Origin of the sequence: Paenarthrobacter sp. TYUT067, assembly GCF_023656375.1 — a bacterium.
Classification (GTDB): Bacteria; Actinomycetota; Actinomycetes; order Actinomycetales; family Micrococcaceae; genus Arthrobacter.
Genome location: NZ_JAMOIT010000022.1, coordinates 57,917 through 75,537 on the forward strand (window position 1 = coordinate 57,917; position 17,621 = coordinate 75,537).

Here is a 17,621-nt window from a genome sequence, read left to right on the forward strand (position 1 = left end):
CCTGACTAGGCTGAACCCAAAGCTCGTGGCTTTGGAGCTGTTCGGCTGTCCCTCGGACTCACAGAACGGTGGGAGTTGTGAAACTCGAATTGAAGGGGATCTCGAAAGCCTTCGGGACCTTCTACGCCAACCAAGACATCGACCTCGTGGTCGAATCCGGCCAGATCCATTGCCTCCTCGGTGAAAACGGTGCCGGCAAGTCAACCCTCATGAACGTGCTGTACGGGCTGTATGAGCCCACAGCAGGCCAGATCCTGGTGGACGACCAACCGGTCATCTTCCGTGGACCCGGCGACGCCATGGCAGCCGGCATCGGCATGGTGCACCAGCACTTCATGCTGGTTCCCGTCTTCACCGTGGCAGAAAATGTGGCACTCGGAGCCGAACCAACCACGTTCGGCGGTGTGCTGAGCATTGAGGAGACCCGCAAGAAAATCCGGGAGATCTCCGATAAATACGGGTTCGACGTCGATCCCGATGCCCTGGTGGAGGAACTGCCAGTGGGCGTCCAGCAGCGCGTGGAAATCATCAAAGCACTGGTGCGCGAAGCCAAGGTCCTGATTCTGGACGAACCCACTGCTGTGCTGACGCCTCAGGAAACCGACGAACTCCTGGACATCATGCGTCAGCTCAAGGCCGGCGGCACATCGATCGTGTTCATCTCGCACAAACTGCGCGAAGTAAAAGCTGTCTCCGACGTCATTACCGTGGTCCGCCGCGGCAAAGTGGTGGGTGACGCGCCACCCACGGCATCAGCCACTGAACTGGCCTCCATGATGGTGGGCCGCCCGGTGAGCCTGAGCCTGAACAAGGCCCCGGCACAGCCGAAGGAAACCACCTTTGTGGTCGAAAACCTCACGGTCCGTGCCGCCAACGGAACCAATGTGGTGGACGGAATCAGTTTCTCCATCGCCCAAGGCGAGATTCTCGCCGTCGCCGGTGTCCAGGGCAACGGGCAAACCGAACTCACCGAAGCCATCCTTGGCGTGCAGGAGCACGTCACGGGTTCAGTGACGCTTGACGGCAAGCAATTGCTGGGCCTCCCGGTCAAGGATGTCCTGCGCTCGGGCGTGGGTTTCGTCCCGGAAGACCGAACCGTCGATGGACTGGTGGGTCCTTTCTCGGTGGCAGAGAACCTGATCCTGGACCTCTACGACCAGGCACCTTTTGCCAGCGGAATTGGCATGAAACCTGCCAAGGTGATGGAAAACGCCAAGGCAAAAATCGACGAGTTCGACATCCGCACTCCCTCTGCCGGGGCTGCTGCGGGAACGTTGTCCGGTGGCAACCAGCAGAAAGTGGTGATGGCCCGTGAACTGTCCAGGCCACTGCGGTTGTTCATTGCCAGCCAACCGACCCGCGGCGTGGACGTAGGGTCCATCGAATTCCTGCATAAGCGCATCGTGGCCGAGCGCGACGTCGGAACGCCGGTCATGATCGTCTCCACTGAGCTTGATGAAGTGGTTGAACTCGCCGACCGGATTGCAGTGCTCTACAAGGGCAAACTCGTGGGCATCGTCCCGGGTGGAACGCCCCGCGACACCCTTGGCTTGATGATGGCCGGCGTCGGCCCTGAAGGAGGCTCCGATGACTGAGAACAACCAGTCCAACAACGAGCAAAATCCGGCCCAGCCAGCTGAGGACCAATCCACCGCTGATCTCCGGGCCGCAGATGTCTCACTCGATACCGCAGGGGGCGCGATGGAGCCCTCCATCGTGCCGGTGTCCTCCCAAAGCGGGGACGCTGGTACGCACCAGGGCAGCGTAGTCCGCCGGATCGTCATGGGGAACGGATTCGTCTCCGTCCTTGCGGTCATCGTGGCGCTGTTCCTGGGTGGCCTGCTGATCGCCAGCACGGATGCGCAGGTCGCCAAGACTGCGGGCTACTTGTTCGCGAGGCCCACGGACTTCCTCAGTGCGTTGTGGTCAGCCATGACCGAGAGCTACGTTGCGCTCTTCCAGGGCTCGGTCTTCAACCCCCGGCAGGGACTGCAGCCCCTGCTCGAAACCATGACGGTGGCTACACCCCTCATTTGCGCGGGGCTGGGTGTTGCCCTGGCCTTCCGTGCCGGCCTGTTCAACATCGGCGCCCAAGGCCAGATCATCATCAGTGCAACCCTCGCGGCGTATGTCGGGTTCGCCTGGCACCTGCCGTTCGGGCTGCACCTGCTGGTGGTCATCATTATGGGCGTCCTGGGCGGTGCACTCTGGGGCGCAATCGTCGGAATCCTCAAGGCCAGGACCGGTGCGCACGAGGTGATCGTGACCATCATGCTGAACTACGTGGCCCTGTTCCTGCTGGACTTCCTCCTGAACACGGCTGCGTTCCGGCGGCCCGGGGACAACAGCCCCATCTCGCCCCGCCTGGACGAGTCCGCCACCTACCCCGTCCTCATTCCGGGATCCCGGCTCCACCTTGGCTTCCTGATAGCCATTGCGCTGACCTTTGGCGTGTGGTGGCTGCTGAACCGATCCACCATCGGCTTCGAATTCCGCGCCGTAGGGGCGAACCCCATCGCAGCGCGGACGGCTGGCGTGAAGGTATCCCGCGCCACCATCCTTGTCATGGCCATGGCAGGTGCGCTTGCCGCGTTTGGTGGCATCGCCCAGGTGGCCGGTACCGAGAAGGTGCTGACCGGTGGCGTCGCTGCCCAGATCGGTTTTGACGCGATCACTGTTGCGTTGCTGGGCCGCAGTACGCCGTGGGGCACGTTCTTCGCCGGCCTGCTGTTCGGTGCCTTCCGTGCGGGCGCGGTGCAGATGCAGATCCAGACCGGAACGCCCATCGACATCGTGCTGGTGGTCCAGTCCCTGATTGTCCTCTTCATCGCAGCACCGCCACTGATCAGGTCCATCTTCCGCCTTGAGCCCAAGAAGAAGGCCAAGACATCCAAAGCGGCTCCCAAGGCTGCCCTCGCCAACGCCTCCGGAGGTGCCAAATGAGCGCGACAACCACCGCTCCGAAGCCGGGATCCACCACTTTGCCCGCCTTCAGGCCTTCCATGAAGGTCCCCCTGTCCTTGGGCATCCTGGCCCTTGTAGCCCTGGTCTTCTTCGGCTTCCTGGGCTCGGACCAAACCGCCGAGATGAAAATCAGCGACGCCGGGGACGCCGTCGCTGTGCCGGCTCTCATGATTCCCGGCCAGGTGGGCGGGATCGTGTTCGGCATTCTGCTCCTGGCCATGGCCGCCTACTCGATTTACCTCTGGACCCAGGGGGAGCGGTCACCCAAGTGGCTGCCCATAGCGTTCGCCGTGGTCTTTGTCTTTGCACTGCTCGTCTGGATCGTGGCAGGCGCACGCCAACCCTCCATCTCGTTGGCCGGCCTCGTTGCCGGTTCAGTAACGCTGGCGGTGCCTTTGGTTTTCGGTTCCCTCTCCGGCGTGTTGTGTGAGCGCGTGGGCGTGGTGAACATCGCCATTGAGGGCCAGCTTTTGGGTGGTGCCTTCACCGCCGCGCTGGTGGCCACCATGACGGGAAGCCCTTACATCGGGCTGATCGCAGCAGCTGCTGCCGGTGCTGCCGTGTCCATGGTCCTTGCTGTTTTCAGCATCAAGTACCTGGTCAACCAGATCATCGTGGGCGTGGTCCTCAATGTGCTGGTCTCGGGCCTGACCGGCTTCCTGTATGGGACCTTGATGGTGCCCAACAAGGAACAGTTCAACACCCCGGGACGTCTGGATATCCTGCCGATCCCGCTGCTTTCGGACATCCCCATTATCGGGCCCATCCTGTTCGAGCAGTCCATCGCTGGTTACCTCATGTACATTGCCGTGGCCGTGGTGTGGTTCGGTTTGTTCAAGACCCGCTGGGGACTGCGTGTCCGCGCCGTCGGCGAGCACCCGCAGGCTGCTGACACCCTGGGTATCAACGTCAACGCCACCCGCTTCTGGAACGTCACCTTGGGTGGTGCCATCGCGGGTATCGGTGGCGCTGTTTTCACCCTGGTGACCATCGACTCTTTCACCAAGGACATCTCCGGTGGCCGCGGCTTCATTGCCTTGGCGGCCCTGATCTTTGGCCGTTGGAATCCGATCGGCGCCTTCCTGGCCTCGCTGTTGTTCGGCTTCGCCTACAACCTGCAGTCGATCCTTGGCATCATTGGTACCCCGGTTCCGAGCCAGTTCATGGCCATGCTGCCGTACTTGGTGACCATCTTCGCCGTCGCGGGTTTGGTGGGTAAGTCGCGGCCACCGGCCGCGAGCGGCATACCGTACGTGAAGGGTTGACGATGCCGGCAAATGATATTGACTGGCAGACGCTGGAGGCGGCAGCCCAGCAGGCCATGAAGAACGCCTACGCGCCCTACTCGAAGTTCCCGGTGGGGGCTGCGGCCCTCACCGAGGATGGCCGGATCGTCAGTGGCTGCAACGTGGAGAACGCCAGCTACGGCCTGACCCTGTGTGCCGAATGCGCACTGGTGGGCCAGCTTCACATGACAGGCGGGGGCAGGATCGCCGCGTTTTATTGCGTGGACGGTCAAGGAAATATCCTCATGCCGTGCGGGCGCTGCCGCCAGTTGCTCTACGAATTCAGGGCACCCGGAATGCAGCTCATGACAACTCAGGGAATCAAATCCATGGACCAGGTGCTGCCTGATGCGTTTGGTCCTGAACATCTGGAGGAAACCACGTGACCAGCACCGAAGCCTTCGACGCCGTCCAGATCATTTCCATCAAGCGCGACAAGGGCACGCTCACTCCCGAGCAGATCGACTGGACCATAGACGCTTACACCCGCGGGGTGATCGCCGAGGAACAGATGGCGGCACTGAACATGGCCATTCTGCTCAACGGCATGGACCGTGGTGAGATTTCCCGCTGGACTTCCGCCATGATCGCCTCGGGCGAGCGGATGGACTTTTCGTCGCTGACAACGCCCGACGGCGGCCGGAAGGCTACCAGCGACAAACACTCCACCGGTGGGGTGGGGGATAAGATCACCCTTCCGCTGGCCCCGCTGGTAGCCGTTTTTGGCGTGGCGGTCCCGCAGCTCTCGGGCCGCGGACTGGGCCACACGGGCGGCACACTGGACAAGCTTGAAGCCATTCCCGGGTGGAGGGCCAACCTGAGCAACGACGAAATCATGGCCCAGCTCCAGGACGTGGGTGCGGTCATTTGCGCCGCAGGCTCCGGGCTCGCTCCGGCGGACAAGAAGCTCTATGCCTTGCGTGATGTCACCGGAACTGTTGAAGCCATCCCGCTCATCGCTTCCTCGATCATGAGCAAGAAGATCGCCGAAGGAACGGGCTCCCTGGTGCTGGACGTCAAGGTGGGTTCGGGAGCGTTCATGAAGGACGAAGCCCGTGCCCGGGAACTTGCCGAGACCATGGTGGCCCTGGGCAAGGACGCAGGTGTGCACACTGTCGCTCTGATGACGGATATGTCCACGCCGTTGGGATTGACCGCGGGAAACGCGATCGAAGTGGAGGAATCGGTGGAGGTCCTTGCCGGCGGGGGTCCGGAAGACGTCGTCGAACTGACCGTCCGCTTGGCCGAGGAGATGCTGGCCGGTGCCGGCATCCACGACGCCGACCCCGCAGCTGCTTTGAAGGACGGCCGTGCCATGGACGTCTGGAACCGGATGATCGAAGCACAAGGGGGAGATCCCCGGGCCGCTCTGCCCGTGGCCAGGGAATCCGAGGTTATTTACGCACCCGCAGACGGTGTCCTGGTGGAACTGGATGCGCTTTCCGTCGGTGTCGCCGCCTGGCGCCTCGGCGCCGGCCGTGCCCGCAAGGAAGACCAGGTGCAGGCCGGCGCGGGAGTGCGGATGCACGCCAAGCCCGGTGCGCTGGTCCGTGCGGGAGAGCCCTTGATGACGCTCCTGACGGACACCCCGGAGAAGTTCGCACGGGCCAAGGAAGCGCTGCAGGACGCCGTAGTGATCGCGCCCGAGGGTTCACGCCCGGCGCATCAGCTCATCATCGACCGCATCGCCTAGGCTTAAGTGTTCCGGGCTGTTCCCCACGGAACAGCCCGGAACACCAGTCATCCGGCGCCTGTGGGGGAGCCGGCTACCGTAAGGAAACCGTGCAGGGCATCAACGATTTCATCCTCGCAGCAGCCGAGCAGCCATGGGTGTTGTTCCTGGTGCTGGCCTGCTGTGTCATTGATGGCTTCTTCCCGCCCATCCCCAGCGAATCCGTGGTGGTGGGCCTGAGCGCCGTCTCCGGAAGCAGCGGCTCGCCTAACGTGTGGCTGCTGGGTTTGATGGCAGCCCTGGGAGCGTTCTCCGGCGACAACATTGCGTATATCATCGGCCGACGCATCGGCATCCAGCGCTGGCGTTGGATGCGCACGCAGCGGATGCAGGGCGCCTTCCGTTGGGCAGGCAAGGAACTTCGACGGCGGTCGGCCTCGCTCATCATGGTGGCCCGCTTCATCCCCATTGGCAGGGTGGCTGTGAACCTGACAGCCGGCGCCACGCATTTCCACCACCGACGCTTCGTGGCCCTCACTGCCATGTCCGCCGTCCTCTGGGCCACGTATTCGGTGATCCTTGGCTACTTCTTTGGTGTCTGGTTCGAGGACAACCATCTGCTGGGCGCCGTCATAGCGATCGTTGTGGCCGTGATCCTGGGAATCATCATTGATCGGATCATCAGTAAAGTCCGGGGATCGGTTCCCTTGGACGGCAAAAACATCCCGGAGGAAGACGCCCCGACTCCACCCACGGTATGACGCTTCCTGCCCCGGAAGATCAGCCCGGCGGTTGACGACGGCACCTTATCAGCACCTATAGCGTTAAGCGTGTGATCCCTTGGCTGGGACGTAGCGAACGACGTCCCGGCCGTGGGACACTAGAGCGACTTCGGTCACATCGTCAAGTCATATTCGTCTAGGAGCTACCGTCGCGTGGAGTTTTTGAACCAAATGCTCGAGCATGCAGCCGGGCAGCCCTGGATATACCCGGTACTCCTGGTCTTCTTCTTCATTGACGGATTTGCCACCATCCTTCCCAGCGAAACAGCCATTGTTGGCCTCTCGGCGCTGTCCCTTCACAGCGGAGAACCCAACCTCTGGATTCTGGGAGCCACCGCCCTGGTGGGCGCCATGGCCGGGGACAATATGGCCTACATGCTGGGCCGGAAAATCGGCCTCACCCGCTGGAAGTGGATGCGCAGGCCCAAGGTCCAGAAGATGTTTGCCTGGGCGCAGTACGAGTTGGACAAGCGCGGCGCGGTCCTTATCTTCACGGCCCGGTACATCCCTTGGGGTCGCGTAGCTGTGAACTACGTTGCCGGACAAACCGGTTTCCGCCACCGCACTTTCTTCTGGCTGGACGCTTTCGCGTGCATCACCTGGGTTGCGTATTCCATCGGCATTGGCTTGCTGGCGGGTCAATGGGTCCACAACAATCCATTGCTGGGCGTGGGGATCGCCGTCGCGTTTGCCGTGATCCTGGGAATTGTGGTCGATCACGCCCTGCGTTGGTGGCACAAGTACCTTGAGAAGAAGGATGCCGCCCGTGAAGCGGCTGCAGAGGCTGCGGTGCCCGCAGCAGAACCGTCGGATTTGTCGCAAAAGGCAGCCGCCGGCGTCGACCTCTCCAAACCCGCTGGCTAAGCATCTGCCGTCCCCCTACAGTTAGTACGTGACTGAGCCTATTCTTGACGCTGCCCCTGCCCTTGATTTCGATTTGAAGTCCCTGCCCAAGGTTTCCCTCCACGATCACCTGGACGGAGGACTCCGCCCGGCCACCATCATCGAGCTGGCCGAAGCCGCCGGCCACACCCTGCCCTCCACCGATCCCGTGGCACTGGGCGAATGGTTCCGTGAATCCGCCGACTCCGGTTCGCTGGTTCGGTACCTCGAAACGTTCGACCACACCGTGGCCGTCATGCAGACCAAGGAAGGCCTGTTCCGGGTCGCCAAGGAATTTGTGGAAGACCTGGCCGAGGACGGCGTGGTGTACGGCGAAGTCCGCTGGGCACCTGAACAGCACCTGCAGCAGGGCCTGACCTTGGACGAGGTTGTGGAAGCGGTACAGACAGGCCTCGAGGCAGGCATGGAATCCGCTGAAGAACGCGGCCAGCAGATTCAGGTAGGGCAGCTCATCACTGCCATGCGGCACGCCGACCGCGGCCAGGAAATCGCCGAGCTCGCTGTCCGCCACCGCGCCAACGGCGCCGTCGGCTTCGACATTGCAGGCGCTGAGGACGGCTTCCTGCCCTCCCGCTTCAAGGACGCGTTCACCTACCTGGCAGAGAACAACTTCCCGGCCACAGTCCACGCCGGTGAGGCCGCCGGACTGGACAGCATCCAGTCCGCCCTGGTGGATGGGCGCGCCTTGCGCCTGGGCCACGGTGTGCGGATCGCCGAGGACATCTCGGTGGAGTTCGAGGACAACTCCGACGACGACGGCGAGGACACCATCGGCATGGTGACTATCGGCAGCGTGGCCGCTTGGGTCCGTGACCGCGGAATCGCCTTGGAAATTTGCCCTTCCTCCAACCTCCAGACCGGTGCCATTTCCGGCTTCGGCGAGGGCATTGAAAGCCACCCGGTGGACATGCTCTTCCAGCTGGGCTTCAACGTCACCATCAACACGGACAACCGCCTCATGAGCGGTGTGACCCTGACGGATGAGTTCGAGCTCCTGGTGGAAACTTTCGATTACGACCTCGATGACCTGCTCGAACTGACGCTCAACGCCGCAGAAGCAGCTTTCCTGCCCTTGGACGAGCGCGAAGCCTTGGTTGAGTACATCAACGATGCCTACGCCAATCTCGGCTAACAACGGCCTGGCGGAGCTGCTGGGGACCGTTGCCGCCCTGCGTGAGCACTGCCCTTGGATGGGTGCGCTGACCCACGAATCGCTGGTTGAGTACTTGATCGAGGAAGCCTATGAAGTGGTGGACTCGATTGAGGCCGGCGACTCCCTCGACAGGGACCACGAGCTCCGCGGCGAGCTGGGCGATGTGCTGCTTCAAGTAGTACTTCACGCCCGGCTCGCCGAGGAGCGCGGCAGTTTTGACTTCGAGGACGTAGCCCGGGAAATCAACGCCAAGATGGTCCGGCGAAATCAGCACGTCTTCAAAGCCGACGGATCCCTGCAGGACAGTTTTCCGGCCAGCGTGGAGGAAATCATCATCAAGTGGGACGCCGCCAAACGCGCCGAGAAGCCGGAGCGGAAAGATCCCTTCGAAGGCATCCCGCCGCACCTTCCTGCGTTGGCAGCGGCGCAGACGTCCCTGGACCGGGCGGCCCGCGCAGGTCTGCCGGTTGAGACCAGAACCCGCGCGGCCGGCGTCGTACTTCCTGTCATCCCGGACTCTGAAGAGGAGCTCGGCGCGTTGCTGCTTGCTGTCGTTGCCGGCGCCCGGGAGCAAGGACTCGACGCCGAACGGGCCCTCCGTGCCGCTGTTCGATCGTTTCAGAACACCCAGGCGCGGCCTTCATGACGTGAACAGTTGGAAGCCGTGCCGTAACCTAAGCCACTCTGGACTACGCTAGTAGCGACGAGGACGTTGAGAATTTCCCTCCTCATTCCTGTAATTTGCCCATAAGGAGCACATCCATGGCGCTTATCGATGCCATCCACGCACGCGAGATCCTTGATTCCCGCGGAAACCCGACCGTAGAAGTTGAGGTCCTGCTCTCCGACGGCCAGATCGGCCGCGCAGCAGTTCCTTCCGGTGCCTCCACCGGCGAGCACGAAGCCGTTGAACTCCGCGATGGCGACAAAGGCCGTTACCTCGGCAAGGGTGTCCAGAAGGCTGTTGACGCCGTCATCGACGAGATCTCCCCGGCCCTGATTGGTTTCGACGCCACCGACCAGCGCAGCATCGACCAGGCCATGATCGACCTGGACGGCACCCCCAACAAGGGCAAGCTCGGCGCCAACGCCATCCTGGGTGTCTCCCTGGCCGTTGCCAACGCTGCTGCAGCTTCTGCTGACCTTCCGCTGTACAAGTACCTGGGCGGCCCGAACGCCCACGTGCTGCCCGTTCCGCTGATGAACATCCTCAACGGCGGCTCGCACGCCGACTCCGATGTGGACATCCAGGAATTCATGATCGCCCCGATCGGTGCCGAGACCTTCTCCGAAGGCCTGCGCTGGGGCGTTGAGGTTTATCACAACCTCAAGGCTGTCCTTCAGGAAAAGGGCCTCTCCACCGGCCTCGGCGACGAAGGTGGCTTCGCCCCCAACCTGCCGTCCAACCGCGCTGCACTGGACCTGATCACCGAAGCCATCAAGAACGCCGGCTACACCCCGGGCACGGACATCGCCCTTGCGCTGGATGTTGCATCCTCCGAGTTCTACAAGGACGGCGCCTACCAGTTCGAAGGCAAGGCACTTTCCGCCACCGAGATGAGCGCCTACTACGCCGAGCTCGTTGCCGACTACCCGCTGGTTTCCATCGAAGACCCGCTGGATGAGAACGACTGGGAAGGCTGGAAGACCCTCACCGACACCATCGGTGACAAGGTTCAGCTGGTGGGCGATGACCTCTTCGTCACCAACCCGGTCCGCCTGCAGCAGGGCATCGACGCCGCCACGGCCAACTCCCTGCTGGTCAAGGTCAACCAGATTGGTTCCCTGACCGAAACGCTCGACGCCGTGTCCCTGGCCCAGCGCTCCGGTTACACCACCATCACCTCGCACCGCTCCGGCGAAACCGAGGACACCACCATTGCTGACATCGCGGTTGCCACCAACGCGGGCCAGATCAAGACCGGTGCCCCGGCCCGCTCCGAGCGCGTGGCCAAGTACAACCAGCTGCTCCGCATCGAAGAAGAACTCGACGACGCCGCACGCTACGCCGGCCGCAGCGCGTTCCCGCGTTTCAAGGGCTAGCCTTCAGCGAAAACAGCTAACCGGTGGCTATGGTGGAAAGACCATGGCCGCCGGTTCTGTTTAACTCCGGTTCTGCTTAACGCGGGCCAGGTCAGCAACAGCAAGCGCAGCAACCCGCCAGGCAAGCACCGGGCATTACAGGAGTGTCATGGCCACCCGTCGTCCAAAGGTACCCAGGGCCGACGCCCTTGGCAGCACGCCCAGCCGCAGCCGCCCCGCCGGTGGCAGCCAAGCTCCCGGTGGTAGCCAACCTTCCGGTGGTAGCCCATCCGCCGGTGGTTCCCGCCCGTCCGGGGAAGGCGCAAGCTCCCACGTCGCCTCCGGCAAGGGATCCCAGGCTGGATCCAAGGGCGCGGAGGTCATCAAGGCCGAGTTTGGCGGCGAGCGTGCACCGTCGAACGCATCGACTCCCGCGGTGGGGAGCAAAGCCCCCGGCGTCGGCAAGAACTCCGCCGGCAGGAAGCCAACGGGGACTACGTCCAAAGGTGCTGACACTAAATCGCCCGGCAAGGACCTGGGCTCCGGAAAGTCGGGCCCTGCCAAGGAAGACCGCGACCTCGATCCCGTACCGGCAAAAGCATTCTCCGGCCGGATGCTTGCGCTGGCCGTGGTGATGATTGCCATCACTATCCTGCTGGCCCCCACCGTGAAGATTTTCCTGGAGAAACGTGCCGAAATTTCCGCGCTGGAGGCAGAAATTGCCGGGCGGAAGGCTGAGCAAACTGAGCTGAACAAACAGCTATCCCGGTGGCAGGACCCCAACTACGTGAAACAACAGGCCCGGGACCGCATTAACATGGTTATGCCGGGTGAAACAGGTTACTGGGTGTTTGGGGGAGAAGAAGCCGCCGGCACACCGGGTGGCCGCACCGGCTCCGGATCGTCGGCCAACCCGGAGAATCTGCCCTGGGTGGATGCTCTCTGGGAGTCAATCAGACGATCGGCAACTGACTAGACGCGGTGCCCGCCGCCGTCGTGTCCGCATGGGACGTGACAAAAAGGGGCAGGAAGGTTGGCAGCGCAAGTGGAACAGAACACGGGAGCCGTGCCGCAGGAATCCCGCCAGCCATCAGCGCACGATCTCGAGGTCCTGAGCCGCCAATTGGGCAGGCCGGTCCGGGATGTTGTGGAGATCCCGGCCAGGTGCGTCTGCGGCAACCCTTTGGTTGCGGCTACGGCCCCCAGGCTCAGCAACGGAACACCTTTCCCCACAACGTTCTACCTCACCCACCCCGTCATTACTTCCGCGGTGTCGCGGCTTGAAGCTGGTGGGCTGATGAACGAGATGAATGAGCGCTTGACCGCGGATCAGGAACTGGCCGGTGCCTACCGTGGCGCCCATGATGCCTACCTCCAGGCCCGCAACGAGATCGCCGGCCGCTCCGGCACCGGAGCGGTGCCGGAGATCGACGGCATTTCCGCGGGCGGCATGCCCACCCGCGTGAAATGCCTCCATGTCATGGTGGGTCACTCGTTGGCTGCCGGACCGGGCGTCAACCCGCTGGGGGACGAGGCACTGGCCTCGATCACCGAGTGGTGGACCAAGGACCGCTGTTATTGCGATGGCGCCTGGGACACAGCCGGCGAGGCCCCTTCGCGGGACTTGAGCCGCCATGGTCCGCAAGGACTGCCGGACATCGTGGGGCGTCCCGCGCCCGTGCGGAAATCCAAGAGCGAATCCCACGGCGAGCAGGAAGGTACTGCATGAGCCGCGTTGCTGCCATTGACTGCGGAACCAACTCCATCCGCCTCCTCATTGCTGATGCTTCTGCGGCATCAGAGAACGCTGCGACGGGTCCCCTGACGGACGTCGTGCGTGAAATGCGGGTGGTCAGGCTGGGCCAAGGCGTCGATGCTACGGGTGAACTGGCCCCTGAGGCCCTGGAACGCACCTTCGCTGCGACACGTGACTACGCGGAACTCATCACGGAGCACGGTGCAGGGCGTATCCGCTTCGCAGCGACGTCCGCCACCCGTGACGCCCGCAACCGGCAGGTCTTTGTGGACGGCATACGGGAGCTCCTGGGCGTTGAGCCGGAGGTCATTTCCGGTGACGAGGAAGCTGCGCTGTCCTTCGCCGGGGCCAGCAGTGTTCTGCCGGCCACGGGGGCGGACCCAATCTTGGTGGTGGACCTCGGTGGCGGCAGCACTGAGTTCGTTCTGGGCGACTCCACTGGCGTCATCGCAGCACGCTCCGTGGACATCGGCTGCGTGCGGCTCACCGAACGTCACCTTCGCAGCGATCCGCCCACCGCTGCGCAAATCGCCGCAGCGGAGGCCGACGTCGATGCCGCGCTTGATCTTGCCGCGCAGACGGTACCGCTGGCCCGCGCCACGGCAGTGGTGGGCGTTGCCGGTTCCATCACCACCATCACCGCGCACGCGCTGGGCCTGGACGAATACCAGCCCAACCGGATCCACGGTGCGTCGCTGGACCTCGAAACCATCACCGATGCGTGCACCAACCTGCTGGAAATGACCCGGGACGAGCGCGCGGCGCTTCCCTACATGCATCCGGGCCGCGTGGACGTTATCGGCGCCGGAGCGTTGGTGTGGCGCCGGATCCTGGACCGCTTGGCGACTGTCAGCCAAGGAGCCATCCAAGCGGCCGTCTCCAGCGAACATGACATCCTGGACGGCATCGCCCTGAGTATCCGGGACAGCCGATGACACAGCGGCACCGGCGCGCCCTGTCAGCTGCGCTTGCCACCATCCTGGCCGGTGCGACGCTGGCAGGTGCGCTGTTGTCGGCTCCGGCGGCCAACGCTGACGCGTGGCGGGACAAGGAGTACTGGCTCAAGGAATCTGGAGTCATCAACGCCTGGCAGGTGTCCAAGGGTGCTGGAGTCAAGGTAGCCATCATTGATAGCGGCGTTGACGGAAGCCACCCGGACCTCAAGGGAGTTGTGGTCGGGGGAACGGACGTCTCCAATGCCGGGGCTCCGAACGGACAAAAAAGCATCGGCGCCAACACCGAGCACGGCACATTGGTGGCCACCATGCTGGCCGGGCGGGGCCACACAACACCCACGCCGCCCCCGTCGCCCTCAGCGTCCGCTTCGGCGTCACCTGCCCCACCGCCTCCGCCGCCAACCACTCCGCCTGCCGGGGGACCGGACGGCATCACCGGGGTTGCGCCCGAAGCGGAGATTTTGGCCATCTCAACCTGGCTGGGTTCACCCAACCCCGGCGGCAAGACAGACCAGGAGCAGATACCGGAGGCCGTCCGCTGGGCCGTGGACAACGGTGCCAAGGTCATCAACATTTCCCTGGGCAGTACCTCGCCGGATTGGCCGCAGAGCTGGGATGCAGCGTTCCTTTACGCGGAGCAGAAGGACGTGGTGATTGTTGCCGCCGCCGGAAACCGCGTTGGAGGCAATATTCAAGTTGGCGCCCCGGCCACCATTCCCGGTGTCCTCACCGTGGCAGGCCTTGATGGCGAGGGCCGCGCCAGCGTTGACTCCTCGTCCCAGGGCATCAGCATTGGAGTGGCTGCCCCGGCCGAAAAGCTGGTGGGCGGCATCCCCGGAGGTTCCTATGCCGAGTGGGCAGGGACGTCCGGAGCGGCCCCCATCGTGTCGGGTGTGGCGGCACTGATCCGTTCCAAGTGGCCGGAAATGAGCGCTACCCAGGTCATCAACAGGATCGTCAGCACTGCCAAGGACGCCGGCGCTCCCGGCAAGGACCCAATTTACGGCTACGGCATCCTTAACGCCGAAGCCGCGTTGAAGAATGACGTACCCGTCACCAGCACCAACCCGCTGGGTTCCATCGGGGACTGGATCCGCGTCCACCGGCGTGGTGTTTTCAGCGAGCCCGAGCCGGCGCCCGTGGCAAGCCCCACCAGCGCCGCCCCCACGCTCGCCGATCCGACTGTTCCCGTAGCGAAGACGCCGGCCACCATGGACGACGCCCTTCCTGCCGCCGTCGTGCTTGGTTTTGGCGCCCTGTTCATTGCCTTGGTCTCAGGCGCGGCGATCCAGTTGCGAAGGGTCTCAAAGAACCCGCCCGCAGTGCCCGAAGAGGCCGAAACGGGTGCCCTTGTGAAGGTGGATCCACCCACCCGGACGTAGTTAGTGAAGATTTTCACAAAGTGCTGTACTCTGGAATCATGGCAACCACCCCAGAGCTCATTGACCGTCCCCGGGTTCTCGTCGTCGGCGGCGGTTACGTCGGCCTGTACGTAGCACTCAAACTGCAGAAGAAGATCGCGAACGCAGGCGGAATCGTCACCGTCGTTGATCCGCTGCCGTACATGACCTACCAGCCCTTCCTTCCGGAAGTTGCCGGCGGCAACATCGAGGCACGCCACGCCGTCGTCTCCCACCGTCAGCACCTCAAGCAGACTGAGCTCATCCAGGGCCGCGTCACCAGCATCGACCACGCGAACCGCACAGCGGTGATCGCCCCCTCCGATGGCGGCGAAAACTTCGAGATCCCGTACTTCGACGTCGTGATCGCAGCCGGCGCCATCACCCGCACGTTCCCCATCAAGGGCCTTGCGGACAAGGGCATCGGCCTGAAGACCATCGAAGAAGCCGTTGCACTGCGCAACAAGGTGCTGGAGCGTATTGAATCCGCCTCCACCATGACTGACCCCGCAGAACGCGCCAAGGCACTGACCTTCGTAGTTGTCGGTGGCGGTTTTGCCGGCATCGAATGCCTCACCGAAATGGAAGACCTCGCCCGCGCAGCTGTGCGGAACAACCCGCGCATCCGCCAGGAGGAAGTCCGCTTCATCCTGGTCGAAGCCATGGGCCGCATCATGCCCGAGGTCACCGCTTCGCAGGCCGAATGGGTTGTGGAGCACCTCCGCAGCCGCGGCATCGAAGTACTCCTGAACACTTCCCTGGACAGCGCTGAGGGCAACCTCAAGCTGATCAACCTCCCGGACAAGACCTCTGCCGGCGAAGTTGAAGCAGACACCCTGGTGTGGGCTGCCGGTGTGCAGGCCAACCCGATGATCCGTTCCACCGACTTCCCGCTGGAACCGCGTGGCCGCGTTCGCGTCCTCCCGGACCTCCGCATCGCCGGCGATGAAGGCATTGTGGAGAACGCCTGGGCCGCCGGCGACATCGCCGCCGTTCCGGACCTCACGGGCAAGGGCCTGCCGGACGGCACCTGCGTCCCCAACGCCCAGCACGCACTTCGTCAGGCAAAGAAGCTCGCAAAGAACCTCTGGGCTTCCCGCTGGGACAAGCCGCTGCACGACTACAAGCACAAGAACCTCGGTGCCGTAGCCGGATTCGGCGAGTGGAAGGGTGTTGCCAACATCAACCTGCTCGGCCGCATCGGCCTCAAGGGCGGCCTCGCCTGGCTGGCACACCGTGGTTACCACGGCATGGCCATGCCCACGGTGGAGCGCAAGTTCCGTGTGATCTTCGGTTGGATCCTGGCCTTCTTCGCAGGCCGCGACACCACGCAGCTGATGGACCTGGACAACCCGCGCGGTGCCTTCGTGGCTGCGGCTACTCCGGCTCCCAAGCCCGCTGCCGCTCCGGCACCGGTTGAAGCCAAGCCGGTTGCCGAGGAAGTCAAGACTCCGGTAACTGCTGACGCCAAGTAGTACACGCTCGACGGCGGCCGTCCCCTTGAGGGGGCGGCCGCCGTCGGCGTTAACCGTCTGCGTTTTGAGAAGTGCCACTGCACGGCTGCCCCTAGACTGTCTTCATGTCCGGTGAAACCGATCTGAAGATCCTCCTGGAATCCCTTCATCCCGTAGCCCGTGACGGCGAGTACGTGTACGCCCTGTGGCCGCACGGCCGGCCCTTGGAGGGCGGCATCGAAGCGGCCGTTCGGGAGGCTGAGGGCCTGACTGTTGTCCTTCACCGCGACGAAGCGGATTCGTTGGGCCTTAGCTACGATTTCGTGGCCACCTGGATCACATTGCAGGTCCATTCGGCACTGGAGGCCGTGGGCCTGACCGCAGCGGTCAGCGCGGCGCTGACGCACGCGGGCATCAGCTGCAATGTCCTTGCCGGGTTTCACCACGATCACCTCTTGGTGCCATCGGCGGACGCGGGCAGGGCCATGGATGTGCTGAGGCTTCTGGCACGCGGCCTGGTCCTGCGCTCCGAACAGCCCGAGGACCGGGCCGAGATCCTGGAACTCACTGCGCGTGCCTTTTCCGTCTCACCGGTGACCGGCCAACCTGTTGAAGGTACGCCCATTGAGGTGGGGCTCCTTAAGGAGCTCTTTGAGTGCAGCGAATACATTCCGGACCTCAGCATCGTAGCTGAGATGGGTGGGGAGTAGTGGGGCACGCCATCAGCACCAGGGGCTGGGTGGACCAGCTGGAGCTCCTTGCACTGGGCCCTATAGGCGTGCTTCCACCGTTCCAGCGGCGTGGAGTGGGTTCTGCGTTGATGCGCGAAACGGCGGCACGCGCCACGGCCTTTGGAGAGCCCGGGATCGCTTTGCTTGGCAGTCCACTTTATTACCCGCGTTTCGGCTATGTTCCGGCTACGTCGTTAGGCGTTGAACCGCCCGAGGCTGCGTGGGGAGACCACTTCCAGTTGTTGGCCCTTCCGGGGTGGCCCGACGACGCCAGCGGCACCTTCCGCTACGCCGCGCCATTCAACAGGCTCTAGCTGAGATACCATGGTCCGGGCGCCCCAGTAGCCCAATTGGCAGAGGCAGCGGACTTAAAATCCGCGTGTTGTGGGTTCGAGTCCCACCTGGGGCACAGCGGCAAGGTGAGAGCTCTTTCTCCCTTCCAGTGCATCGTTCTTCTCCTCAGCGCATTTTCCCAGCCACCTCGGAGATTCCCCACAGGCAACGAGTGTTATAGGGATGTGACCTGAATCACTTATGTTCCG

General features: G+C 63.4%; 15 protein-coding genes, 1 tRNA gene and 1 pseudogene. All 17 read left to right on the plus strand.

Annotated features, from left to right (window positions below; all coding sequences use genetic code 11):
- The first annotated feature begins 77 nt into the window (after nucleotides 1–77).
- The 17 genes and pseudogenes from MOD31_RS18265 to MOD31_RS18345 all read left to right on the plus strand — a co-directional run bounded on the left by MOD31_RS18265 (nucleotide 78) and on the right by MOD31_RS18345 (nucleotide 17,488).
- On the plus strand, nucleotides 78–1,595 hold the full coding sequence (locus tag MOD31_RS18265; RefSeq protein ID WP_250821295.1) for an ABC transporter ATP-binding protein: 1,518 nt from the start codon (nucleotides 78–80) through the stop codon (nucleotides 1,593–1,595).
- Nucleotides 1,588–2,943, plus strand: coding sequence for an ABC transporter permease (locus tag MOD31_RS18270; RefSeq protein WP_166841457.1), 1,356 nt, complete (start codon nucleotides 1,588–1,590; stop codon nucleotides 2,941–2,943). Before MOD31_RS18265 ends, MOD31_RS18270 begins: the two co-directional genes overlap by 8 nt.
- Nucleotides 2,940–4,229 (plus strand): ABC transporter permease, encoded by a 1,290-nt coding sequence (locus tag MOD31_RS18275; RefSeq protein WP_166841456.1) that lies wholly within the window; start codon nucleotides 2,940–2,942, stop codon nucleotides 4,227–4,229. The genes MOD31_RS18270 and MOD31_RS18275 overlap by 4 nt, the downstream gene beginning before the upstream one ends.
- A gap of 2 nt (nucleotides 4,230–4,231) precedes the next feature.
- Nucleotides 4,232–4,636, plus strand: a complete 405-nt coding sequence (locus MOD31_RS18280) for a cytidine deaminase (RefSeq protein WP_142939910.1) — start codon at nucleotides 4,232–4,234, stop codon at nucleotides 4,634–4,636.
- Nucleotides 4,633–5,943 (plus strand): thymidine phosphorylase, encoded by a 1,311-nt coding sequence (locus MOD31_RS18285; protein ID WP_250821296.1) that lies wholly within the window; start codon nucleotides 4,633–4,635, stop codon nucleotides 5,941–5,943. The genes MOD31_RS18280 and MOD31_RS18285 overlap by 4 nt, the downstream gene beginning before the upstream one ends.
- A gap of 89 nt (nucleotides 5,944–6,032) precedes the next feature.
- Nucleotides 6,033–6,683: a DedA family protein gene (locus tag MOD31_RS18290; RefSeq protein ID WP_142939908.1), complete on the plus strand. Its 651-nt coding sequence runs from the start codon at nucleotides 6,033–6,035 to the stop codon at nucleotides 6,681–6,683.
- Nucleotides 6,684–6,875: 192 nt separating this feature from the next.
- Nucleotides 6,876–7,568: a DedA family protein gene (locus MOD31_RS18295; RefSeq protein WP_142939973.1), complete on the plus strand. Its 693-nt coding sequence runs from the start codon at nucleotides 6,876–6,878 to the stop codon at nucleotides 7,566–7,568.
- A 28-nt stretch (nucleotides 7,569–7,596) separates the two neighbouring features.
- Nucleotides 7,597–8,739: an adenosine deaminase gene (locus MOD31_RS18300; protein WP_142939907.1), complete on the plus strand. Its 1,143-nt coding sequence runs from the start codon at nucleotides 7,597–7,599 to the stop codon at nucleotides 8,737–8,739.
- On the plus strand, nucleotides 8,717–9,406 hold the full coding sequence (locus tag MOD31_RS18305; protein ID WP_250821297.1) for a MazG nucleotide pyrophosphohydrolase domain-containing protein: 690 nt from the start codon (nucleotides 8,717–8,719) through the stop codon (nucleotides 9,404–9,406). Before MOD31_RS18300 ends, MOD31_RS18305 begins: the two co-directional genes overlap by 23 nt.
- Before the next feature lie 116 nt (nucleotides 9,407–9,522).
- Nucleotides 9,523–10,803: a phosphopyruvate hydratase gene (eno, locus tag MOD31_RS18310; protein WP_142939905.1), complete on the plus strand. Its 1,281-nt coding sequence runs from the start codon at nucleotides 9,523–9,525 to the stop codon at nucleotides 10,801–10,803.
- A gap of 148 nt (nucleotides 10,804–10,951) precedes the next feature.
- Nucleotides 10,952–11,758, plus strand: coding sequence for a septum formation initiator family protein (locus tag MOD31_RS18315; RefSeq protein WP_250821298.1), 807 nt, complete (start codon nucleotides 10,952–10,954; stop codon nucleotides 11,756–11,758).
- 69 nt (nucleotides 11,759–11,827) lie between these two features.
- Entirely contained in the window at nucleotides 11,828–12,511 is a 684-nt protein-coding gene (locus tag MOD31_RS18320) for a DUF501 domain-containing protein (RefSeq protein ID WP_250821299.1), read from the plus strand.
- Nucleotides 12,508–13,473, plus strand: a complete 966-nt coding sequence (locus tag MOD31_RS18325) for a Ppx/GppA phosphatase family protein (RefSeq protein ID WP_250821300.1) — start codon at nucleotides 12,508–12,510, stop codon at nucleotides 13,471–13,473. The genes MOD31_RS18320 and MOD31_RS18325 overlap by 4 nt, the downstream gene beginning before the upstream one ends.
- A complete protein-coding gene (locus MOD31_RS18330) occupies nucleotides 13,470–14,876 on the plus strand; it encodes a S8 family serine peptidase (RefSeq protein WP_223942072.1) in 1,407 nt (468 codons plus the stop codon). Before MOD31_RS18325 ends, MOD31_RS18330 begins: the two co-directional genes overlap by 4 nt.
- Before the next feature lie 38 nt (nucleotides 14,877–14,914).
- On the plus strand, nucleotides 14,915–16,369 hold the full coding sequence (locus tag MOD31_RS18335; protein ID WP_223942073.1) for an NAD(P)/FAD-dependent oxidoreductase: 1,455 nt from the start codon (nucleotides 14,915–14,917) through the stop codon (nucleotides 16,367–16,369).
- 104 nt (nucleotides 16,370–16,473) lie between these two features.
- Nucleotides 16,474–17,393, plus strand: a pseudogene (locus MOD31_RS18340) (N-acetyltransferase).
- A 21-nt stretch (nucleotides 17,394–17,414) separates the two neighbouring features.
- Nucleotides 17,415–17,488: transfer RNA gene (locus MOD31_RS18345), tRNA-Leu, on the plus strand.
- The last annotated feature ends 133 nt before the right edge of the window (nucleotides 17,489–17,621 follow it).